Consider the following 21,716-nt stretch of genomic DNA (forward strand, 5'->3'; position numbering starts at 1 on the left):
TACAAACTCGCCCGCCTCACCGTCCACGCCGCGACATACACACCCCAGCTGGCATGACCCTGAGGGGCTAATGACGCTCTTGAAATGGCTCTGTCCGCAGTTCCGGATGCTGTTGGTGATCTCTAGCTGTTGCGGGCCAGGACGTTGGTGTCGGCCGCGTGTGGCATGGCCAAGGCCCCTGGTTCGTGGCCGCCCGGGATGGCCGCGGCGGCTCTGTTACCTCCGGGGAGGAAGGCCTTGCACGCGTCCGGGCTGCTTCGGTGGGCCAGCGCTCGTGCCCGACCTGACAGTTGGGTATGACGGCCGCCGACATGCAGGCCGCATACGGATGGAGGGCCCAAAGCCGTATGGTTTTGGGCCCTCCACCTGCAGTAGCGGGGACAGGATTTGAACCTGCGGTGTATTGACCGAACTAACTTAGGCGTTTTCGCAGGTCAGGGGGTGTTTCTGTTAAGTTCCGGCAGTGCGTGATGCAAGGACAGTTGAACGAGATCTGAAGACCTTTGTGCTGCCCGAGATCGGGCGGTTGCAAGCGACGGGAGACGCCTGGGAGCCGTACCGACTGATCGACCCGGAAGGCCGGCCCGTCGAACCCGTCGCGGTCTACTTCAAGGACCTGCTCGCCGCAGACAGCCCTGCCACCACGCTGTACTCGTACGGCAACGACCTGCTCCGCTGGTGGCGATTCCTGTGGGCTCACGACATCAAGTGGGACCGCGCGGTACGTGAGGACGCCCGGGACTTCACCCTGTGGATGCAGCTCGCCGACAAGCCGGTCCGCGTGCACTGGCGACACCGCAGCAAGAACCCGGCCGAGATACCCCGCCGCAAGCCCCCGACCCTCGCGCCGGGAACGCCGAACCCGGTGACCGGGAAGCCGACGGTCGGCAAGAAGTACGCACCCAGCACCCGGGCCCACTGCGAAACCGTGCTGCGGACCTTCTACGACTTCCACCTCGGCCTCAACAGCGGCCAGTTGCTGGTCAACCCGTTCCCTCTGGACCGCAACCGCCGCAAGGGGCGGCCCCACGCCCACCACAACCCGGCGGACGAGTTCAAGCACGAACGGACCGGCCGCTACCGGCCGACCGTCCCGGAACGGATCCCCCGCCGAATTCCGGACGACAAGTACACCGAGGTCTTCGCCGGCCTGCGCTCGCATCGCGACCGCGCCCTGCTCGCCTTCTGGGCCTCCAGCGCCGCCCGGTCGGAAGAGTTGCTGACCGCGACCGAACGCGACGCCCTGCCCGGCCAGCAGCTCATCGGCGTGATCCGCAAAGGCACCCAGGACTACCAGCAACTCCCCACGTCCCCCGACGCGTTCATCTGGCTCCGGCTCTACCAGGAAGAAGCCTGGAAGAAGGGCGTCCCACGAGGCCGCAACCAGCCGCTTTGGTGGACTCTGCGGCGCCCCTGGCGGCCTCTTGAATACGACGCGGCCCGGATGATGTTCAACCGCGCCAACGAGCTCCTGGGCGCCAACTGGACACTCCACGACCTGCGGCACACCGCCACCTACCGCATGACCGAGGATCCCGAAATGTCGCTGACCCACGTCCAGCACATCCTCGGCCACAAGGACCAGCGCACGCTGCAGAAGTACATCCGCCCGAGCCGGGACGAGGTCATCTCGGCCGGTCTGGCACACCACGCCCGACAGGAGGCGAAGAAGAAGAACCCGCCGCCGGCTCCCGCGGCACCCGCCTACAACGAGGACTCGCTGAACACCCTCTTCGGAGGGCTCGTCGCATGACCACCGCAACGCTCACGGCGCCGCCGCAGACTCCGCGCACGCTCGCCGGCGCCGAGGCCACCACGCTTCTGCAGAAGTTCCCGCCCCGCCAGAACCCCGAAGCCTGGCACATGACCGAAGCCGACACCGACTACATCCTGGCGTTGCTCGGCCACCGGCCTCTCCGCGCCGACGGCCGGAGCGCACAGGCCACGCGCATGGTCGGTGCCCGCGCGATCCTGGCCTGGCTGACGAGCTTCCCCGGCTCGACATGGCAGGCCAGTTGGGACGCGAGCCCAGCCGCTCTCTCACCCGGAGGCTGGCACAGCACGGTCCTCGAGTGGGCCGTTCCCACGGTCGGCCGACGGCCCACTTCGTCCTGCTTGGCCTCCGGCGCACTGGCCTTGATCTGCGCGGACGTCATCCGCCCGTCCCCGGCATGGCTGGCGGCCAGTTCCTCGAATGCCCTGCGCCCAGCCATGGCCGCGGCCCGAGATCCCGAAGGATTCGCCCGCCTGGAGGCCGCGTTCCCCGCGGACATCCGGACCACGCGGCATGCCTCCGGGGCACTCAAAGCCGTCGCCCGCATCCTGGCGGCCTTCGGCGGCCGCGTCGAGGACATCGTCGTCGGCGACCTTCTCGCCCTGCTCCAGCTGACCAGTCACGACGGGGCCCGCGGCACCCGGATCGCATACTCCGCCTTGCGTGACCTTGGTCAGTTCCCGCCGGACGCCCCGGCCACGCTGCTGCGGCTACACACCCGCACCGGGCAGGTGACCCCGGCGGAACTCGTGGACCGCTACGACCTGCGCTTTCGTCTAGTCCGCGACCTCCTCGTCGACTACCTCACCGAACGTCAGCCCTCGCTCGACCACAACTCTCTGATCAATCTGTCGGCGGCCCTGGCCAGCAACTTCTGGAGCGACCTGGAACGCCATCACGAGGGCATCGACTCGCTCCACCTGACCCCGGACGTTGCGGCCGCCTGGAAGGCCCGGGTCAGCACGGTCACCCGTCGCCGTCGCCTGCCGGGCGGCCAGGTCGTCGAGACGACCGAACCGCGCAGCAGTGCACCCTCGATCAAGAATCTCGTCCGGTCCTTCTACCTCGACATCGCCCAGTGGGCCCTGGACGAGCCGGCCCGGTGGGGCCCTTGGGCGGCACCTTGCCCCATCACCGAAGCCGACTGCTCGGACAAGAAGGTCAAGCAACAGCAGAAGACCGCCTCGGACCAGCGGACGCGTGAGCGACTCCCCGTCCTGCCCGCGCTCATCCGTGTCGCCGACCGCCAGCTCAGAGAAGCCCGCGTTCGCCTGGATGCGCTCCACGCTGCCCCGCTCGGCACCCAGTTCACCGTCCTCGGCGAGGTCTTCTCCGCACCGAAGAGCACTTCCCGGGCCGGTCTCACGGGCCAGGCATACGACTCCTCAGGCCGTCGACGCGACTTCGAGGCCGAAGAGAAGCGGGCCTTCTGGGGCTGGGCCACCATCGAAATCCTGCGGCACACCGGCATCCGCATCGAGGAACTGCTGGAGCTCGGACACCACAGCATCATCCGTTACAAGCTTCCCACCACCGGGGAAGTCGTTCCGCTTCTCCAAATCGCGCCGTCGAAAACTGACCAAGAACGTCTACTGCTGGTCACTCCCGAACTGGCCGACGTCCTGAGCGCGGTGGTCACCCGAGTCCGCGCTGCGAACGGGGCAATCCCGTCCGTCCATAGCTACGACATCCACGAGAAGGTCTGGAACGAACCAATTCCGCTTCTCTATCAGTGGAACGTCGCTGGCGAAAGGCGGCCGATCTCGTCCAATACCGTCCGCGATGCCCTCAACGATGTGCTCATGGCGACCGGATTGACCGACGTCACCGGAAAGCCGTTGAAGTTCCAACCTCACGACTTTCGACGGATCTTCATCACGGACGCCATCCTCAATGGGTTGCCGCCACACATCGCTCAAGTCATCGCAGGTCACAGCAATATCAACACGACCATGGGTTACAACGCCGTCTATCCGGCACAGGCCATCGAGGCCCACCGGTCGTTCATCTCGCGCCGTCGCACCCTTCGCCCCAACGAAGAATACCGAGCGGTCACATCGGAGGAATGGAAGGAGTTCCTGGACCACTTCGAGCGGCGCAAACTGGCGCTGGGATCATGTGGGCGAGCATACGGGACGGACTGCATCCACGAGCACGCTTGTGTTCGCTGCCCGGTCCTCATCGTGGATCCCGATGAACGAGGGCGACTTGTCGAAATTCGCGACAACCTCAATGCCCGGATCGCCGAAGCCGAACGGGAAGGCTGGCTCGGCGAGGTCGAGGGTCTCTCAGTGAGCCGGGACGCCGCAGATGAGAAGATCGCTCAGCTTGACGCAAGGCAGAAGAAGAAGGACTCGCCAGTGTTCATGGGGATTCCGAGCTTCAACCAGATTGCCGCTCGCACCAGCTCTGCAACCAACGGAGCCTGAGTGTCCCCGATCCGCCCCCGTATCTCAGGACCGGGGGCGGTCGCATTTTCGCCGGTCCGTGACCGGCAACCTTTGCCACGTTGGCGGGGTTTTGCCGGGCGCAGCGAGAAAACGATCGTGCAGCTAGCGGGACCCCGACGGGTCACTGCAGCAAACTGACGATCAAGCGTCATTACGATTTCTACGAGAGTGCATCATCGGCAGATCCGGGGACCACGGAATACTCCTAACTTCCTGATTAATCGCCTCGTCAAGCCGCGCTCGCTCTGGTGTGACCCGCTCCCGCCACAACTCGGCACGCGCCTCTAGGGGCAAGCCATCGACGGATCTAAGGATCTGCTCAGCTCTTCTTTTGACTGCCCATGCAAAATTTCGCACTTCTCCGCTAGCCACCATACACAAGACGTGCTCGAGCTCATGGATGTCGTGATAGGCGTCTCGCATTTCATCAGTTCTAACCGTCTCCGCCAGTGCAGCACGCCGAAGGCGGTCGATCGCACCCTGAAACTGCACGGCGGTGTTGTGACTCAACTGCTGCATTAACCGCTCCCGCTCTATCACAGCCGCTCGGTGAGCCATCTCCATATCGTTTTGGTGCGTAGCCCTCACGACCTCAAGGGCGCTCCGCCGTGAGGCTTCCGCCACGCTCAGCGCAGTGCGGTGATTAGCCTCAGCTTGCTCTAGTGCGGCGCGATGGTTCGCCTCCGCCACCTCCGTCGCCGAGCGGTGGCTCGCCTCGGCCTGTTCCAGAGCCGCGCGCTTCTGCCAACGAGCTACAACCAAGGTCGCTGGTATGCCTGCTAGCGCCAACAACGCTGCAATGCCACTTAGGTCCATGGTCATACATGATGAAGCCGGGAAGCTGCATCTGAACCACAGAAGGGAATCCGTCGCTGCCAGTTCGGCGACTGGAGGAGGCCGCTGGGTTCGCGCTCGGTTCCTTGGCGTGTCAAGCAGCCCTGCCTGTCACGGCACTAGTTCGGAGAAGACCTCTGGGTTATGAGGGCCCAGCGAGCTACCGAGCTGCTCCACCCCGCGTCGATAGACCGCAGCCTACGGCATGCGAGTGGTCCGAGCGCGCCATTACTCGCGGCCGGAGCTGTACGGGCGACTCCAGACGGTGCCTCAACCCCGGTCCGCTGAAGCGATCTACGGTGCGGTGTCTTCAAGGAGTTGAGGGCCGTTGTTGCGGACGTTGTTGACTGCTGTGGAGACCGGCCGGGCGTCCAGGTGGCCGTCGGCGGGCTGGGGCAGCAGTGCACGCAACTCGTCGGGGTCCTGGTGGTGGGGGTCGAGCCACGCGTCGTAGTGCTCCGGGGTGAGCGCCAGCGGCATGCGCGGGTGCACGTGGCCAGCTGCGTCGGTGGCTTCGGTGGTGATGATGGTGCAGGTCATCAGCCAGGCGGACGGGTCGTCGTCCTGCTTGACTGCTGGATCGCGCCAGTACTCGTACAGTCCGGCGAGCGCCATCATCTGGTCGTTCTCGGGGTGGATGAAGTACGGCTGCTTGCGGGCCTTGCCCGTGTCCTGATCTTTGAGCTGCTGCCACTCGTAGAAGCCGTCGGCGGGCAACAGACAGCGGCGCTTGGCGAACGCGCGGCGGTAGGCGGGCTTCTCGTGCACGGTCTCCACCCGTGCGTTGATCATCCGGGCGCCAACCTTCACATCCTTCGCCCACGACGGCACCAGGCCCCAGCGCAGCGGCCGCAACTGCCTGCCCTCCGGTGCGGCGTGATCATGTCCGCGCGCGGTGCGCTCGAGGACAGCCCACACATCGTTGGGCGGCGCGACATTCCAGTTCGGCGCGAGCGTCTCCTCGGCACGCCAGTCGGTGACCTGGAAGAGCTGGACCACATCCTCGGCACTGCGGGTGGAGACGTATCGGCCACACATGCAGCCACTGTGCCACCGGCCGGGCGGATCGAAGAACTGTCTGGCGCCCCCGTGCCGGGTCGTGTCCCGAAGCTGCGGCAGGGCGTCCGTAGTGCCGACGCGGGACATGGTCGCGGTTCTCATAGCCGGGCCCGTGCTCGTACGTGATGAATTGAACCGGTTGGCCAGCTCAACATCGTCACCGAGGGCCGCGACACGACAGGTCGGAGGTGCCGTTGGCCGCGCGAAGTGGACGGTGCTGGCAGATCGCCCGGGGGTGTCGGGTTCAGTCGAGGGTTTCGTCCGACAGGACGACTTCGGCTTGGGCGGCCCACTCCCGTACGGCGGGGCCGTACCGTTGCGCGCTCCAGTACTGGCTGCGGATCATGCCGTCCGTGGTCATCTGCGGCGTCTCGGGGTAGCCGAAGTGCTGGATGAGGCCGGCTGACATGGCGGAGGTAGCCGCGATCAGTGCTGGCCCATTCTCGGCGAGGTCGTCGATGTCGAAGACGGACGTTACTCGGGGTGTCTCCGTTGTCTGATGGGTGCCGAGCTGACCACCGATGTGCCCGCGTGGGTGCCGCAGTTCGGCTGGCAGTTCGGGTGCGACGGGACAGATGGTCGCGGAGACCGTGGCAGGACCGCCGGCGGCAGCCCGATCCCGCGCATGGCGGGCCAGCAGGCGCAGACCGGACCAGATGTCCACGACCAAGTCCTCGTCGAGGATCCGGCTCACAGCCGCGGTCTTGTCCTGGTGGCCCGGCGGGGCAAGGGAGGCGCGGTCGGAGGCGAGGGCGGCGAAGGAGCCGGCGCCACTCTGGTGCAACTCGCACGCGATCCAGCTGGCCTTGGCTGGCTCGCGGCCGCCGTGCGCGATCAGGCGGCGGCTGCCCACCATCACGTGGCGGACATGCACCCCTCGCGGGAAGACGAGCAGGTCCTTGTCGCGGGTTTCCTGCTGGAAGGCACGGAGGGTGCTGGTGTCGAGGGTGAAGTCGCCGCCGAGATCCGGGACCAGGGTGACGACGACGTACGTCTGGTCGCTCACGTCCAGTCGGCTGATCAGGTCGCCTTCGTAGCGGAGCAGGTCCTCGTGGCGGGTCTGGCGGCGGGCGAAGCGGTCCTGATAGGCGGCTGCGACCTCGGACTCGGACAGGTAGATGATGCTGGCCCCGTTGCGCCTGGGGTAACGCAGGCCCTCGTTGACCAGCACCCCGTGCGGGGCGGAGGGGCTGCGGAGCACCGCGATCATCAGCAAGCCCTGACCGGGCTTGTCCGGGTCCTCGATCTGGCGGACGTCGAAGGTGGGCAGCGGGTGGACCATGTCGGCGACGATGCTGCGGTATCGCAGCACCTCGCTGTCGCTGAGCGCGACGCCGGGAAGCTCGGCCGCTCGGGCCTGGTCGTCTTCGGCAACCCCGAGGAGCAGCACTCCGCCGGCCGTGTTGGCGAGCGCCGCCACGTCACCGGCCAAGTCTCGTTTGGCCTTGTCGTTGCCGCCGTAGAGCTCCCCCTTGAACTCCAGGTCGTAGGACTCGGAGACCGAGTTCGTCTTCAGGGCGGCGATCTGGGTGTACGAGACCGTGTCCAGCGGGGCTCCGAAGAGCCCTTCCAGACGACGGGAACGAAGAGCGACCATGCCGCCAGATCCTGCCTGAACCGCCCCCTTTTGTCACCGGGATTACCACCTGTCCCGCTGGTTCCGGCGTGGCACCACGACGGGGTCAGGGAGCGTGTTCCATGTGTTCCTCGAGCTCGACGGCGAGCGCGGGGTCGGGACGGGGCACGAGGCCGTAGTCCTCGTCGGAGTCGGCTTCGAGGCGGCACACGGCATCGGCGAGTTTGAAGTGATCAAGTGCCCAGCTGAACACTCCTGCGGTCGCGCAGGTCGGCACGTCTGCGCGATCGCCGGAAGCGAGCGGGGTGATGGCGGCGATCGCGGCGGCGACGGCGCGGGGGGTGTGGCAGCTGTTGGTGAGGGGCGTGGGGGGCTCGGTGTCGATGCGCGGGTAGAGGTCGCCTCCGGTGTGGTGGTGGAGGGTGAGGGCCTGGCGGTACCAGAAGCGTGCAATGTCGTCCTCGCTGCACTGCGTGTGGTGCAGGTAGAGGCAGTAGGCGGCGGTGGCGACGCCGGAGCCTGCGGCGAACTGCCACCAGAACTGGGCACCTTCGGAGCGGTCGGAGAGGTAGAGCAGGCAGGCGAAGGTGAGCGCCCCGGCTGGCTCGATGCGGGAGCGTGAGTTGACGAGCTGGGCCATGGCCTCCACCGTGTCGGGGTCGCGTACGACCCGGCAGGAGAGGTCTGCCAGGTTCATGGCGGCCCGCCGGTAGACCGGTGGGTTCGCGGGCATCGGCTCTGGGCGCGGCCGGCCGGGGGCCTCGGCTGTGACGAGGCGGGCGCATTCGTCCATGGCGTCGGTGGCCCGGCTCAGCGCCCGGCGTGCGATCCGGCTGAGCATCGCGGCGCTTTCGGCGTCGTCGAACTCGAAGCCGGGCACCATCACCTGGGCCTGAGTCAGCAGGTCGTCGATGTGGTCGTGGTCCTCCCTGCGGGTCATGCGATCTCCTCCGCTTCCGTTTCCTTGCTGTACTGCACTCCGAGGTCACGCGCTAACCGCCGGCGCGCGGCATGAACGTGCGAGCGCACCGTCCCCGCCGAGACGCCCATGATCTCGGCGACCGTCAGCACGTCGTAACCCAGCACGAAGCGCATGACGACGACGTCCATCTGCCGTTCGGGCAGGCGCGCGATGGCGGCGTACAGGCCGAGCGAGGACTCCAGCACCTCCAGCTGTCGGCGCGTGGCCATGCGCACCTTGGCGAAGGTCGCCGTCTCCACCAGGGCCGTGTTGCCGTGGCGCAGCACCATCTGGTTGGCGAGGGTGCGGCGCAGCACGGAGTGGGCGTAGCGCTGCACGCTGGGCTGCGTGAGGACGTCGGACCAGCTCTCCAGGAGCTGGACGAAGACTGATTCCACCGTCTCGATCGCGGCCTTGCGCTCCCCGAGGTGTAGGTACGCGTAGCGCAGGTAGGCGCGGTGGTAGCGCTGGTAGAAGGCCTGGAAGTCAAGCGGCGGGTCTGGCACCGGGCGGGTCATCGGGCCTCCTTCGCGCTCTCACCTGAGGCCGTCGGCTCGGTGGTTCCACGCCGTTCACGGGCGATCTCAGCCGCTCCGACACGAACCCCGGCGCCCAGGAGTCGCCGTCCGAACAATGCGACGTCCCGGCCGAAGACGCGCGCCGCGACTGCCGCTGACGTCACGTCGCCCCATCCCCAATCCACCACGGCTCCCCTATCGGGTCGACGCCGGACGAAGCCCGGCGCGTGATCACTGTATGAAGTCATCCCATCGCACAGAGGCCTCGAACGTTCAGTCGCTCCACAAGACTTTTTGGCGAACAGGCGCACGCCCGTTTACGCGCGCCCCCTTCCCGAAGACGCCGCACGGCCCCTGGTGACGGCCGCTGTTGGTGCCTTCCGCAGATCGAGGAAGAAGATCACGCTGCGGGTACGGCCGTGCCAGCCACCGCTGTAAAGCCCGCCTCACGCGACATGAGGACGAAGTCATGCCGCGCATTCGAACGTATTATCGATTATGGTGGAGGTCTGAGGGGACGCAGATCAGGGAGGGGCACGCGAGAGGCGGGAGGTGCAGCACTGTGGATTTACTCATCTGCACGTCGCCTCCGGATACTCCGCCCGCTACGGCGCATCCCTCCCCGGTGCCCTCGTGCAGCGCGCTGCCGAGCGTGGGATGACGACGCTCGCGCTCACCGACCGGGACACCGTCGCGGGCACGGTCCGCTTCGCCACCGCCGCCGCGGCCGCCGGTATCCGCCCCGTCTTTGGTGTCGACGTCGCCGTCGCCCCGCTCGCCCCGCCCGACCCGGCCGCGGGCCGGCCGCGTACGCCCGTGCGCGGCGGCGCCCACGTGGTGGAACCGCCGTTGCGGATCACCCTGCTCGCGCAGAACGCGGCCGGGTGGGCACGGCTGTGCCGCCTGGTGTCCGCCGCGCACACCGAGGCCGACGGCGCGGCGCCGGTCGTGTCCTGGCCCACCCTGCGTACGTACGCCGACCAGGACCTGGTGGTGCTGCTCGGCCCGGCCTCCGAACCGGTGCGGGCCCTGTCCGCCGGCCGCCCCGACGTCGCCGAGCAGCTGCTCGCGCCGTGGCGGGAGCTGGCCGGAGAGCAGCTGCGGCTGGAGGCCGTATACCTGGGACGGCAGGCCACCGGCGCGGGCTCACTGCGGCTGGCCGCGCGCACCATGGGCCTGGCCGACCAGCTCGGCGTCCGCACGGTGGTGACCAACGCGGTCCGCTACGCCGACCCCGGCCAGCACCGGCTGGCCGACGTACTGGATGCGGCCCGGCTGCTGCGGCCCGTCGACCGCCGGCACCTGGACGGCGGCGAACGCTGGCTGAAGGACCCGGCCGTCATGGCCGCGGCCGCCGACCGCATCGCCCAGGCCGTCGGCGACGACCCCGCCCGGGCGGCCCGCCTCCTGGCCGAGACCGAGGCCACCGGCCAGTCCTGCACCCTCACCCCGGCCGATCTCGGGCTCGGGCGTCCTCACTTCCCCGAACCCTCCGTCGTCGGCGCCGGCCCCGAGCGCGGTTCGGCCATGCGGCTGCTGCGGCAGCGGTGTGAGACCGGGATGGTCGCCCGGGGCCTGGACACCGACGAAAGTGCCGTACGACAGCTCCGCTACGAGCTGGAGGTCATCGGCCGGCTGGGCTTTGAGGGGTACTTCCTGGCCGTGGCCCAGGTCGTCGCGGACACCCGGGCGCTGGGGATCCGGGTCGCCGCGCGCGGCTCCGGCGCCGGCTCCATGGTCAACCACAGCCTCTTCGTCGCCACCGCCAACCCGCTCGAACACCGGCTCCTGTTCGAGCGCTTCCTCAGCGAGAGGCGTACGTCGCTGCCGGACATCGATCTCGACGTGGAGTCCGAGCGCCGCCTGGAGGTGTACGACGCGATCATCAAGCGGTTCGGGAAGGAGCGGACCGCGGTCACCGGCATGCCCGAGACCTACCGGGCCCGGCACGCCCTGCGGGACACCGGCCTCGCCCTCGGGATTCCGCCGCAGGTCGTCGGCGACATCGCCAAAAGCTTTCCGCACCTCCGCGCCCGGGACATCCGCGGCGCCCTGGCCGAGCTGCCGGAGCTACGCCAACTCGCTGCGCAAGCAGGGAAGTTCGGACCACTGTGGGAACTCGCCGAAGGACTGGACGCGCTGCCCCGCGGCTACGCCATGCACCCATGCGGAGTGATCCTGTCGAACGCGGCACTGCTGGACCGGCTTCCAGTACAGCCGACCCCGGCCGGCTACCCGATGGTGCAGGCCGACAAGGAGGACGTCGAAGATCTCGGCCTCCTGAAGCTCGACGTCCTGGGCGTCCGCATGCAGTCCGCGATGGCGTACGCGGTCGCTGAAATCCGCCGCACGACCGGACGCCTGCTTGATCTCGACAACCCCGACCACGTCAGCCTGAACGACCAGCAGGCCTTCGAGATGATCCGCGCCTCGGACACCGTCGGCCTCTTCCAGCTCGAAAGCCCTGGTCAGCAGGATCTGGTGGGACGTCTGCAGCCGCGGCACATGCAGGACGTCGTCGCGGACATCAGCCTCTTCAGGCCAGGACCCGTCTCAGGGGGCATGCCCGCTTTGTATATCGCCGCCCGGCACGGCGCCGCGCCCAAATACCCGCACCCGGACCTGGAGCCGGTGCTCAACGACACCTACGGCGTGGTCATCTGGCACGAGCAGATCATCGCCATCCTCGCAAGGATGACCGGCTGCGACCGTGCCGCCGGTGACGTCGCCCGCCGCGCCCTCGCCGACCCCGACCGGCTGCCGAAGGTCGAGGCCTGGTTCCGTCGCACGGCCGGGGAGCGCGGCTACGCCAAGGAGGTGCTGGATGAGGTGTGGGAGATCGTCTCCTCCTTCGGCGCGTACGGCTTCTGCCGCGCGCACGCGGTGGCCTTCGCCGTCCCCGCTCTGCAGTCCGCATATTTGAAGGCGCACTTCCCGGCGTATCTGTACGCCGGTCTGCTGGAACACGATCCGGGCATGTGGCCGCGCCGGGTCCTCGTCGCCGACGCCCGCCGCCACGGCATCTCCGTGCTGCCCGTCGACGTCAACCACTCCCGCCGGCAGCACAGTGTGGAGGAGACCGGGCAGGGCTGGGGGGTGCGCCTGGCGTTCTCCACGGTCAAGGGCATCAGCGAGGCGGAGACCGCCCGCCTGGCGGCCGGCCAGCCCTACACCGGGCTGCAGGATCTATGGTTGCGCGCCCGCCCGTCCCTGCCGCTCGCCCAGCGCCTGATCCGTATCGGCGCCCTCGATGCCCTCTCCCCCGGCCTGACCCGGCGGGACCTGCTGCTGCAGGCGGTCGAGTTGCACCGGCAGTCCCGCAACCGCACCGCCACCGACGGGCAGCTGCCGCTGGGCGGAGAGCTGGTGACCGCGGCCCCGAGCGGCCTGCCGGAAATGACGAGCCGCGACAAGCTCGGCGCCGAACTCGACACCCTCTCCATCGACGTGAGCCAGCATCTGATGGAGCACCACCACCGGCTGCTGCGCGAGCTCGGCGCGACCGATGCCGCCCACCTGCGCGGCATGGTGCCCGGACAGAAGGTGCTGGTCGCCGGAGTGCGGGCCTCCACGCAGACGCCGCCGATCCCGTCCGGCAAGCGCGTCATCTTCTGCACCCTGGAGGACGGCTCCGGCCTGGTCGACATCGCCTTCTTCGAGGACTCGCACGAGCACGTCGCGCACACCGTGTTCCACTCCGGGCTTCTGCTGGTACGTGGCACCGTCACCGCCCGCGGCCCGCGCCGCACCGTCGTCGGCGAGATGGCCTGGGACCTGGACGAGGTGGCCGCCGCCCGCCGCGACCACGGCCCCCAGGCCGCCCTCGACCTCCTCGGCCGCACCGGCCCGGCCCCCACCCCGGCACAGCCGAACACGCCCCAGCGCACGCTCGCCGACGGCACGGCCGGGGCTCGGATTCACCCATATGCCGATCTCCAGCCCGCCGGGACCCGCTCCGCGGACCTGCGCCGACTCGGGCACCGAAGCCAGGGAAGCGCAGGGTGATCATGATGAGCGGCCGCAGCATCCTCCGACTATCCTTCGACCTGCCGCCCGACGCCGACCCTGAACTCCCGGAACGGCTGCGCCGCTTGCTGGAGGACTTCACACCGCGCGTGCAGATGCTTGAGGACGGTGCCCTCCTCGATCTGACCGGGGCGACCCGATGGTGGCAGCGCGATGCCTGCGGCGTCACCGAACTCGTCCAGCTCCGCGCGCTCGCCTACTTCGGGGTGCGCAGCTCGGCGGCCGTGGCCGGCACCCCGATGCTCGCCACGATGGCCTGCGCCCTCACGCCGCTCGGGCGGCGCACCGTCATCGACGACTCCCCCGAGGCGATCGCGTCCTTCCTGCGGCCCCGGCCCGTACGGGAACTTCCCGGCGTAGGCGGGAAGACCGCCGCGCTGCTGGGCGAGTACGGCCTGCACACCGTCGGCGACGTCGCCGACGTCCCTCAGCACACACTGCAGCGCCTCCTCGGTGCCCGCGCCGGCCGCGCCCTCCACGAGCACGCCCAGGGCCGCGACACCACGGTCGTCGACCCCACCCCGGCCCCGGCGAGCCTCAGCACGGAACACCGCTTTGCCCGGGACGAACTCGACCCGGCCGCCCACCGGCGCATCCTGCTCGCTCTCGCCGACGACCTCGGTGCCCGCCTCCGCACCACCGACCAGATCGCCACCGGCGTGACCTGCACGATCCGCTACGCCGACCTGAGTGCCACCCGCCGCAGCCGGACCCTGCCCGAAGCCACCCAGCACACCGTCCTCCTGGCCCGCGCCGCCTACGCGGTGTACGACTCCCTCGGCCTCCAACGCGCCCGAGTCCGCAACATCGCACTGCGCGCCGACGCCCTTCGGCCCGACGACCGGGCCACCCGGCAACTCACCCTCGACGCGTCGGACGACAAACCCCTCGCGATCGAAGCCGTCGCCGACCGCGCCCGCACCCGCTACGGGCACCAGGTGATCTACCCCGCCGCCCTCGCCATCAGCTCCCGGTCCTCGTCAGCCCGGCAGCGGAACGGAGGCGGTCGTGCAGAGGACGCGCACGGCCGTCGTGCGACATAAGCTTTCCTACCGTTTTGGCGCGGGTCCACGCCGGTCATTCGTAGGATCGGTGAGCCCGAGGACTCCGGGTATGGCAGTGAGCTTGTCGCCGCTCGATGGCTGAAAAGACTTGGCCGCCCGGAGCCCGTGACGGCCACAACCGCTCATTGGGATATGCGACTTGATCGCTGTGTAGGACAACGTCGGCAGGGCCTTCCGCGGGACCGCCTCGTCCGGATCCCACTGGCACCATGGCAGCAGCCGCTGCAGTCCGTACGGGGTGCTGTGGCCTGCGTGCTCGGCTATCTGCCAGCTGTTTTGCGGCCCACCGGGCCCAGCAAACCGCGCAGGTAGTCCCGCATCCGTCGCCGTGGCTCGATCCGGCCGAACCGCTCTCCCACACGCAGCAGCAACGCGTCCTCTCGTCACATCCTGCACTCCGACGTGGAAACGATCACTCACGGGGCCAGGGGACGGCAAGCCACTCATTCGGGTGTTTCCGCACGCCAGAGTGGCCCGCGTCGCAGATTCAACCGGTGCGACCCGGTAACGTTCCGTGGCGTTGGCCGAGGGGGTCCCTCCGCGGACGATCATTTCCTCGCAGCCGCTTTCGCCAAGCTGCGCTCTAAGAGACGGCTGAACACGCCCTTCGGGATTTCCGTTTCTTTGCATCTGGATCAGGAGTCCACGATCATGAACCGGTTGGCGCGCCCTGAACGCCGCATCTCCCTGGACTTGGCAGTGTGACGCACCTGGACTTGATCATGCTGCCGTCGGGGCTGCTGTTGGGCTGCGGCTTTCCTGGAAGCACTCCCGCTGGGCGAAAGCACGCGGCGGCCTGGAGTTCGGCCGTCGGCACCTGCCCTTCATGGCTGCCGCCTGCCTCGGGCTGTTAGTCGGGATTCCGGCCGAAGCAGCCCTGGTCCCCTCGTCCGCAGCTGACTGCCGTGCTGTTCACCGCGGCTAACGCGGCTGTGCCAGGTCTTCCCCGAGGCCGCTCAACGCCCACCGACCTGCGGCACAGCAGACCGTATCCACCATGAAGCCGACAGGAGTTACGAGATCAGTATCGACGAGCAGTACGACGTGATCGTGGTCGGAGGCGGACCAGCAGGGGCGGTGACAGCCGGCTTGCTGGCCAAGGATGGCCGCCGGGTGCTGTTGCTCGAGCGAGAGAAGTTCCCCCGTTACCACATCGGGGAGTCACTCAATCCCGGTTTGCTGCCCGCACTGGAACGGATGGGCCTGCGCGAGCGACTGGACGAGATCGGATACCTGCGCAAGTACGGAGCGACGTTCGTGTGGGGCGCGGGCGTAGAGCCCTGGGACTTCCGCTTCAACGAAGGATCGCCGTACGAGTACGTGCATCAGGTGCGCCGGGCCGACTTCGACGCACTGCTGCTGGCGCGGGCCAGGGAGCTCGGTGCGGTCGTCGTCGAGGAGGCGACCGTCAAGGACATCGTCCAGGACGGCGAACGCGTCACGGGCGTGACCTACCAGACGAAGGCAGCGGTGACCCCGCGGACCGCGCGATGCCGGATGCTCGTCGACGCCTCGGGACAGCAGCACCTGCTGGCACGCCGGTTCGACCTGCTGAACTGGCACGACGACCTGCGCAACATCGCCGTGTGGTCGTACTGGCAGGGCTGCGAGCTCTACGCCGGCAACCGGGCGGGTGACACCCTCGTCGAAAACCTTCCCGAGGGCTGGATCTGGTACATCCCCCTGGCCGACGGCACGGTCAGCATCGGCTACGTGACCCCTGTGGAGCAGTACAAGAAGGCAGCCCCCCAGAACGCGGAGGCATTCCTTCACGAGCAGCTCACCCGTACCTGCGAGGTCAGCCGTCTGACCCGGAACGCGGTCCAGGTCAGCGGCGTGCGCACCATCAAGGACTGGTCGTACCAGGCGACACGCTTCCAAGGTCCGGGGTGGGCCCTGGTCGGGGACGCCGCCGCGTTCGTCGACCCGCTGCTGTCCTCGGGCGTGACGCTCGCAATGCGAGCCGCCGAGCGTCTCGCCGATGGCCTCGGGCGCGTCCTGGACCACCCCGAGTCCGAAGAGGAGGTGCTCACCCGGTACGAGAAGAACTACCAGGAATTCCTCGGCGTGATCCTGGAGTTCGTACGCGTCTTCTACGACCGGACCCGGCTCAAGGAGGAGTACTGGGACGAGGCCCAGCGCGCCATCGACCCCGACGCGTTGCTGAACAGCAAGGTCGACTTCGTCACCCTCATTTCGGGGCTCTTCGGCACCGCCGAGATCTTCGCCCCCGTCGACGTGCCGTAGCGCTCCCACTTAGGCCACCGCGGGAATCCTTCAGAATCTCTGGCCACGCCCCCTGAGGGTGACCGACGATGGGCCTCGCCGACACAGGCGGGGCCCGTTCGATCGTGCTCCCGTGCGCCGGTGTCGCCCCGTCATATTGAGGGCATTCTCGATGCGACCCTGCTCCGCATGAACAGGGTGATCCCCGACCCGTTCGTGGGTGCGCTGCGGGGTGTCGGTGTCGGCGGCTTCGCGGTCCCGGCTGGAAGCAGGGCTCTGCTCATATGATCGGAAGCATAGGAACTCTTCCATGACCGGAAGCACCGTCGCAGACTTCTTCCTGGCCCTCTCGCTCGTCCTCGGAGCCGCCCACGTCTTCGGCGGACTTGCCCGCCGCGTCGGCCAGCCTGCCGTTGTCGGAGAGATCTGCGCCGGACTGCTCGCCAGCCCCATGGTCATCACCACCGCCAACGCTGAGGCCGTCCTGCCCGTCGAGGTGAAGCCGCTGCTCGGCGCTCTCGCCAATGTTGGGCTGGCCACTTTTATGTTCCTCATCGGCTACGAGCTCGACGGTGGCTTCCTGCGCGACCGCCGCGGCGCGGCCCTAGGTGTGGCCGCCGGATCCGTTGTCGTCCCGATGGCCGCGGGCGTCGCGCTGGCTGTTCCGCTGGCCGCCATGTACGCCCCTGGCCATCACACCGCATTCGTCCTCTTCGTCGGTGTGGCGATGTCGGTGACGGCCTTCCCGGTACTGGCCCGGATCCTCGCCGACTGCGGTCTCAACCGGCACTCGGTGGGCAGCCTCGCCCTGGCCTCTGCGGCGATCGGTGACCTGGTCGCTTGGATCGGCCTCGCGGGCGTCGTCGCGTACGCCAGTGCCTTCGGCCAGTGGCAGATGGCGCTGTTGCCGGTCTATCTGGTGCTCATGATCGCCGTGGTACGCCCCGTCCTCGGTGCTGTCGTGCGCCGCGTCCAGGACCGTGACCGGCCCGTCGAACGGCTGATACCGCTGCTGGTTGCTGGTCTGATGCTTTCCTGCGCCGCCACGGAGTGGCTCGGAATCCACTTCATCTTCGGCGCCTTCGCCTTCGGCGCGGTCATGCCGCGCAACGTGCTCGGCACCCTGCGCACCCAGATCATGCGGCAGATGGAGCAGGTTGGGCACATCCTGCTGCCGCTGTACTTCGTCGTGGCCGGAGTGAAGGTCGACCTGTCCACCTTCACTCCGGCCACGGTGCTCACCCTGATCGCCGTCATTGGTGTGGCCGTGCTCTCCAAGGCGGGCGGAGCGTATGTCGGTGCCCGACTGTCCGGGCTGGCACACTCGGTGGCCATGCCCATCGCCGTCCTGATGAACACCCGTGGGCTCACCGAGATCGTCATCCTGGCTGTCGCACTCGAGAAGGGCCTGATCGACCAGAGCTTCTATTCGATGATGGTGGTCATGGCCGTCGTCACCACCGCCATGACCGGCCCGCTGCTGAGACTCCTCGGCGTACATCTCCGGCCAACAATGGGGTCGAGACCGGCACCCTGCCTCGAACTTGGGTGAGCGCACGACCGTGCTGCGGTCCCCTGTGGGACGCTCACGCCGAACGGGCCCGGCCTCCTGCGATGACGGTCATGAACCGTCTTCCACCTGCCAAAGCGGGGCGGCAGGTCCCGCCAAGGGAGGCCGGTCTGCTGCCGGAACAGAATCCCGTTGATCACACGACGGTGGCTTTGCCAGCGTCCACCCCGGCCGCGATTCGCCGGCAAGTGCGGCTCCAGCCGAGCCCGCTCTTCATCCGAAAGACCCCCCGGCCCCATGTCCCCCGAAACGAGTTCCCAGCCAGAGCGTCACACGACCCATCGGACACGGCCTAGCTGTCATGGCGCCGAACCGGTGGTGACGTTCCCGGGACTTGATCGTTTGCAGCGTATGAAGCCCATGCCGCGCATCCTCGCTGTCGCCCTGTTGGCCGCAGCCCCGCTCACGGTCGCTGTTCCTGCCTTCGCCGACGGCCCGAATGGCCTTGGCGACATCACCGCCGGCATGGTGCCCGAAGCAGCCATCGCTGGGTCCGCTGGGCAGGCCAAGCCCAATGTCCCGTTCGGGGTCGCCAAATTCGCCCAGGATCGCGCAGGGGAGGTCTTCGCCAAGGCGCAGGGCAAGTTGAAAGCGGTAGTCAACTCGTAGCGCGGCTGTCGGCCCGTCGACGCCGGGGTGTGTACGAGCCGCTTTACAGGGACGGCCATGGGAATCAGGCCACTGCGTCAGAGCTGTAAGTGCCTGCGGTTCGCGGCCTGAGGGGCCGCAGGGCAACTCCCGGTTCCCCCGAACCGTGTGAGGGGTATCGCCGAGGTGAAGTTCAGAAGGGACATATCTTTGTGCCGTGACCGCGATGCGGACACCAACAGCTCAGGTGACTTCGTCTTCTCCCCTGCCCCGCGCCACGCTGGCGCTGACCCGGCTGCTGCGCAGACAGTCGTACGGATCCGGGTGCACCGGGAGCGATGCCGTCGGGTCCTGGAGAAACGCCACTGTGCGGTGCTGGGGCTTTCCCCGTTCAACTCCTTCTTCACCCCACGGACCATCCGCCTTCTGGTGGCCTGGGCCGACGACTGGTTCGACCAGGTGGAGATCCTGTTGCCCGGCTACGAGGCAGCGTACGGGCAGATCGCTGCCGGGATGGCGCCGCGCGCCGCGGTCCGGCACACGTTGAACGCGGTCAGGACACTGCGCGGGGCCGCCAAGACAGCACTGGCCCGGGTGGGCCGCGAACCGCGGGTCCACACCTGGACGGCCAAGGCCGCCCATCCGCATTACCAGGCTCTGCACCGGGCAGGCATCGACGCCTTCCACAGCGAGCCCCTCTTCCGTGACCTGTGCGAACAGAACGCGCGCGCCTACCTCCGCACAGTAACCGACCGAGTCCCCGACGCCGATACAGTCGCCCGCAACGTCGACTACATCCTGGCCGAAGTTCCCTACTTGCTCGATGTCGCAGGGATCGTCGACGCCGAGAGCGCTGTCTTCTGCTACCCCAAACCCTGGCCTCTCCAGATGGCCCTCTTCGACGGCCAGGTGCCCGCACTCGTTCCCGCAGACCGCCACGGCTACGCCCAGGTCACCTTGGATGCCGTACCACCGGAGGGCCCACATGAGCGCTGACATCCTCGACTGGCCTCTCCCCCCTGGCCCGCATGGCACGCCACCGCCCCTGTACGAGACGCTGCGCAGAAAACGACCCGTCTGCCCGGTGCGCATGCCCTCCGGCGAGGTCATGTGGCTCCTGACCCGCCGGGAAGACATCTGCGCGGTCGCCACCGACCACCACCGCTTCACCCGCAACCTCACCTACCCCGGCGCGCCCCGCATCGCCGGCGAGGACTTCAACAGCGTCAAGGGCGGCATCTTCAATCTCGACCCGCCCGACCACACCCGCATCCGCACCATCCTGACCCCCTACTACACACGCGCCGCAGTCACCCGCTACGCCGGCACGATCCGTGCCCTGGCTCACGCCCTGCTGGACGAGATGATCCAGGGCCCCAACCCGGCGGACCTGATGACCGGATACGCCGAACCGCTGGCCCTGCGATTCAACTGCGACATGCTGCGCATTCCCCTGGCCCTGCGCACCCGCTACCTGGAGTGCTTCCGTACCCAGACCTCCCAGACCGCCGACGGTGCCACCATCGCGGACGCCACCGCGCAGATCAGCGCCCTGGCCCGCACCGTGCTCGACGCGCACAACGGCTCCGCCGCCGACCACCCCATCGGTGCCCTGCTCGCCGCCCACCGCGAGGGCACCATCAGCGAGGAGGAGCTCATCGGCACCGTCGACTACCTCATGGTCACCGGCGTCGACCCGCTCATCTCACCCACCGGCACCTTTGTGGTGACCGTGCTGCGCCACCCGCGCTACCACCACGGCTTGGCCGCCGACCCCGACAGCTGGCCCGCCACGATCGAAGAGCTCCTGCGCTACCACCACAACGGCTACCTCTCCAACCCTCGCGTCGCCACTGAAGACATCACCCTGCACGGCCAGACCATCCACGCCGGACAGGCCGTCATCACCCCGTTCCTGGCCGCCTGCTGGGACCCGGACCGCTATCCCAAGCCGGCCAAATTCGATCCCGGCCGCAGCACGGACGGCTCGCTGACCTTCGGCCACGGTGCCCATTACTGCCTCGGCTCCAGCCTCGCGCGCCTCTACCTGGACATCGCCCTGCGCGAACTCTTCGCTCGACTGCCGGATTTGGCCCTCGCCGTCGACGACATCCCCTGGGACGAGAACATCCTCTTCACCCGCCCCGCCCTACTGCCCGTCACCTGGTGAAGCCTGCAAGGAGACCGCTGTGGACAGCGCATTCGACGACCTGGCCCCGGCCTACGAACGCACCGCCCAGCACATGCCGTTCCGCGAACATGTGGAGGCCCACAGCCTCCTTGCCGTCATCGGCGACATCACCGGCCAGGCCGTCCTCGACCTGGGCTGCGGATCCGGCCTGTACACCCGCCGCACCAAACAGCTTGGAGCTGCCCGCGCCGTTGGCATCGACAGTTCCCACGGCATGCTCGACCACGCCCGCCGCCTCGAACAGCAAGCCCCTCTGGGGGTGACCTACCTGCACCGCGACGTAGCCCACCAGGGACCGGACCCGATGACCGATCACGCCTTCGATCTCGTCATCGCCATCCATCTGACCCCCTACGCCACCACCCACGACGAACTCACTGGCATCTGCCGCACCGCCCGCAGGGCCCTGCGCACCAACGGCGGCCGTTTCGTAGCGGCATGCCTTAACCCTGACTTCAACACCACGCCCGGCTGGTACCACCCCTACGGCTTCGACCTGACCTGCACTAGCACCGCAGAAGGCGCCCCCGTCACCCTCCACGGTCACCTCCCCGGCCAGGAATTCCGCCTCACCGGCTACTACTGGTCCACCCACGCCCACGAAACCGCCCTGGCAGCCGCCGGCTTTGACCACACCACCTGGCACCGCCCCACCGTCTCCCCCCAAGGCTCCCGTCTCCACGGCGCCCCCTACTGGAAGCCGTACCTCGACTTCCCGCACACCCTCATCACCGAAAGCACCGTCCAGCCGACACCACGGCCTACCGGCACGGAACAGCAGGCCGGCACCGAAACCCTCGGTTCCGGTGTCTCCGCCCGGACGCCGCCCCTCGGTTGAAGCGGCTGCCAGGAAGCGAGACACGGCATCTGCGGAGGGCC

Annotated in this window: 14 protein-coding genes and 2 pseudogenes; 10 read left to right on the plus strand and 6 right to left on the minus strand. The window is 68.2% G+C overall.

The genetic code is table 11. From position 1 onward, the window contains the following. The first annotated feature begins 463 nt into the window (after positions 1-463). The gene (locus OG870_RS00935) at positions 464-1,753 is read left to right on the plus strand and encodes a tyrosine-type recombinase/integrase (RefSeq protein ID WP_266593118.1); all 1,290 of its coding nucleotides are present in this window, start codon (positions 464-466) and stop codon (positions 1,751-1,753) included. Then, a complete protein-coding gene (locus tag OG870_RS00940; protein ID WP_266593116.1) occupies positions 1,750-4,203 on the plus strand; it encodes a site-specific integrase in 2,454 nt (817 codons plus the stop codon). Before OG870_RS00935 ends, OG870_RS00940 begins: the two co-directional genes overlap by 4 nt. Before the next feature lie 1,149 nt (positions 4,204-5,352). Here OG870_RS00940 and OG870_RS00945 read toward each other — a convergent pair. From OG870_RS00945 to OG870_RS00960, 4 genes are all read right to left on the minus strand, one after another. After that, entirely contained in the window at positions 5,353-6,096 is a 744-nt protein-coding gene (locus OG870_RS00945; RefSeq protein ID WP_266593114.1) for an SOS response-associated peptidase, read from the minus strand. 265 nt (positions 6,097-6,361) lie between these two features. After that, positions 6,362-7,714 (minus strand): AlbA family DNA-binding domain-containing protein, encoded by a 1,353-nt coding sequence (locus OG870_RS00950; RefSeq protein ID WP_266593112.1) that lies wholly within the window; start codon positions 7,712-7,714, stop codon positions 6,362-6,364. An 85-nt stretch (positions 7,715-7,799) separates the two neighbouring features. Further along, positions 7,800-8,633, minus strand: coding sequence for a hypothetical protein (locus OG870_RS00955; RefSeq protein ID WP_266593110.1), 834 nt, complete (start codon positions 8,631-8,633; stop codon positions 7,800-7,802). Further along, positions 8,630-9,172, minus strand: a complete 543-nt coding sequence (locus OG870_RS00960; protein ID WP_266593107.1) for an RNA polymerase sigma factor — start codon at positions 9,170-9,172, stop codon at positions 8,630-8,632. Before OG870_RS00960 ends, OG870_RS00955 begins: the two co-directional genes overlap by 4 nt. Positions 9,173-9,724: 552 nt before the next feature. On the opposite strand from OG870_RS00960, the gene OG870_RS00965 reads away from it, so the two are divergent. Continuing rightward, positions 9,725-13,177 (plus strand): DNA polymerase III subunit alpha, encoded by a 3,453-nt coding sequence (locus OG870_RS00965; RefSeq protein ID WP_266593105.1) that lies wholly within the window; start codon positions 9,725-9,727, stop codon positions 13,175-13,177. 2 nt (positions 13,178-13,179) lie between these two features. Beyond that, positions 13,180-14,241: a DNA polymerase Y family protein gene (locus OG870_RS00970; RefSeq protein WP_266593444.1), complete on the plus strand. Its 1,062-nt coding sequence runs from the start codon at positions 13,180-13,182 to the stop codon at positions 14,239-14,241. 207 nt (positions 14,242-14,448) lie between these two features. On the opposite strand, the pseudogene OG870_RS47980 reads toward OG870_RS00970, so the two are convergent. Beyond that, positions 14,449-14,633 (minus strand): annotated as a pseudogene (locus OG870_RS47980) (IS701 family transposase); the annotation flags it as partial. A gap of 679 nt (positions 14,634-15,312) precedes the next feature. Here OG870_RS47980 and OG870_RS00975 point away from each other — a divergent pair. Together OG870_RS00975 and OG870_RS00980 are read left to right on the plus strand one after the other, a co-directional pair. Next, on the plus strand, positions 15,313-16,509 hold the full coding sequence (locus tag OG870_RS00975; RefSeq protein ID WP_266593442.1) for a tryptophan 7-halogenase: 1,197 nt from the start codon (positions 15,313-15,315) through the stop codon (positions 16,507-16,509). Between the two features lie 289 nt (positions 16,510-16,798). Beyond that, positions 16,799-18,040, plus strand: coding sequence for a cation:proton antiporter (locus OG870_RS00980; protein ID WP_266593103.1), 1,242 nt, complete (start codon positions 16,799-16,801; stop codon positions 18,038-18,040). Between the two features lie 56 nt (positions 18,041-18,096). Here the strand turns inward: OG870_RS00980 and OG870_RS00985 are convergent. Further along, positions 18,097-18,297, minus strand: a pseudogene (locus OG870_RS00985) (transposase); the annotation flags it as partial. A gap of 121 nt (positions 18,298-18,418) precedes the next feature. Here OG870_RS00985 and OG870_RS00990 point away from each other — a divergent pair. The 4 genes from OG870_RS00990 (at position 18,419) to OG870_RS01005 (ending at position 21,675) form a co-directional block, all read left to right on the plus strand. Continuing rightward, on the plus strand, positions 18,419-18,667 hold the full coding sequence (locus OG870_RS00990; RefSeq protein ID WP_266927617.1) for a hypothetical protein: 249 nt from the start codon (positions 18,419-18,421) through the stop codon (positions 18,665-18,667). Between the two features lie 303 nt (positions 18,668-18,970). Next, positions 18,971-19,642, plus strand: coding sequence for a tRNA-dependent cyclodipeptide synthase (locus tag OG870_RS00995; RefSeq protein WP_266593099.1), 672 nt, complete (start codon positions 18,971-18,973; stop codon positions 19,640-19,642). Beyond that, positions 19,632-20,816 (plus strand): cytochrome P450, encoded by a 1,185-nt coding sequence (locus OG870_RS01000; protein ID WP_266593097.1) that lies wholly within the window; start codon positions 19,632-19,634, stop codon positions 20,814-20,816. Before OG870_RS00995 ends, OG870_RS01000 begins: the two co-directional genes overlap by 11 nt. Beyond that, positions 20,734-21,675, plus strand: coding sequence for a class I SAM-dependent methyltransferase (locus OG870_RS01005; protein WP_266593440.1), 942 nt, complete (start codon positions 20,734-20,736; stop codon positions 21,673-21,675). The genes OG870_RS01000 and OG870_RS01005 overlap by 83 nt, the downstream gene beginning before the upstream one ends. Positions 21,676-21,716: the final 41 nt, after the last annotated feature.

Origin of the sequence: Streptomyces sp. NBC_00461 (genome assembly GCF_036013935.1) — a bacterium.
Taxonomy (GTDB): Bacteria; Actinomycetota; Actinomycetes; order Streptomycetales; family Streptomycetaceae; genus Streptomyces.

Bases quoted from the DNA above. Each gene is read 5' to 3' on its own strand.
- OG870_RS00940 (WP_266593116.1), top strand. From the start codon at position 1,750: ATGACCACCGCAACGCTCACGGCGCCGCCGCAGACTCCGCGCACGCTC.
- OG870_RS00945 (WP_266593114.1), bottom strand. From the start codon at position 6,096: ATGTGTGGCCGATACGTCTCCACCCGCAGTGCCGAGGATGTGGTCCAG.
- OG870_RS00950 (WP_266593112.1), bottom strand. From the start codon at position 7,714: ATGGTCGCTCTTCGTTCCCGTCGTCTGGAAGGGCTCTTCGGAGCCCCG.
- OG870_RS00955 (WP_266593110.1), bottom strand. From the start codon at position 8,633: ATGACCCGCAGGGAGGACCACGACCACATCGACGACCTGCTGACTCAG.
- OG870_RS00960 (WP_266593107.1), bottom strand. From the start codon at position 9,172: ATGACCCGCCCGGTGCCAGACCCGCCGCTTGACTTCCAGGCCTTCTAC.
- OG870_RS00970 (WP_266593444.1), top strand. From the start codon at position 13,180: ATGATGAGCGGCCGCAGCATCCTCCGACTATCCTTCGACCTGCCGCCC.
- OG870_RS00980 (WP_266593103.1), top strand. From the start codon at position 16,799: ATGACCGGAAGCACCGTCGCAGACTTCTTCCTGGCCCTCTCGCTCGTC.
- OG870_RS00990 (WP_266927617.1), top strand. From the start codon at position 18,419: ATGCCGCGCATCCTCGCTGTCGCCCTGTTGGCCGCAGCCCCGCTCACG.
- OG870_RS01000 (WP_266593097.1), top strand. From the start codon at position 19,632: ATGAGCGCTGACATCCTCGACTGGCCTCTCCCCCCTGGCCCGCATGGC.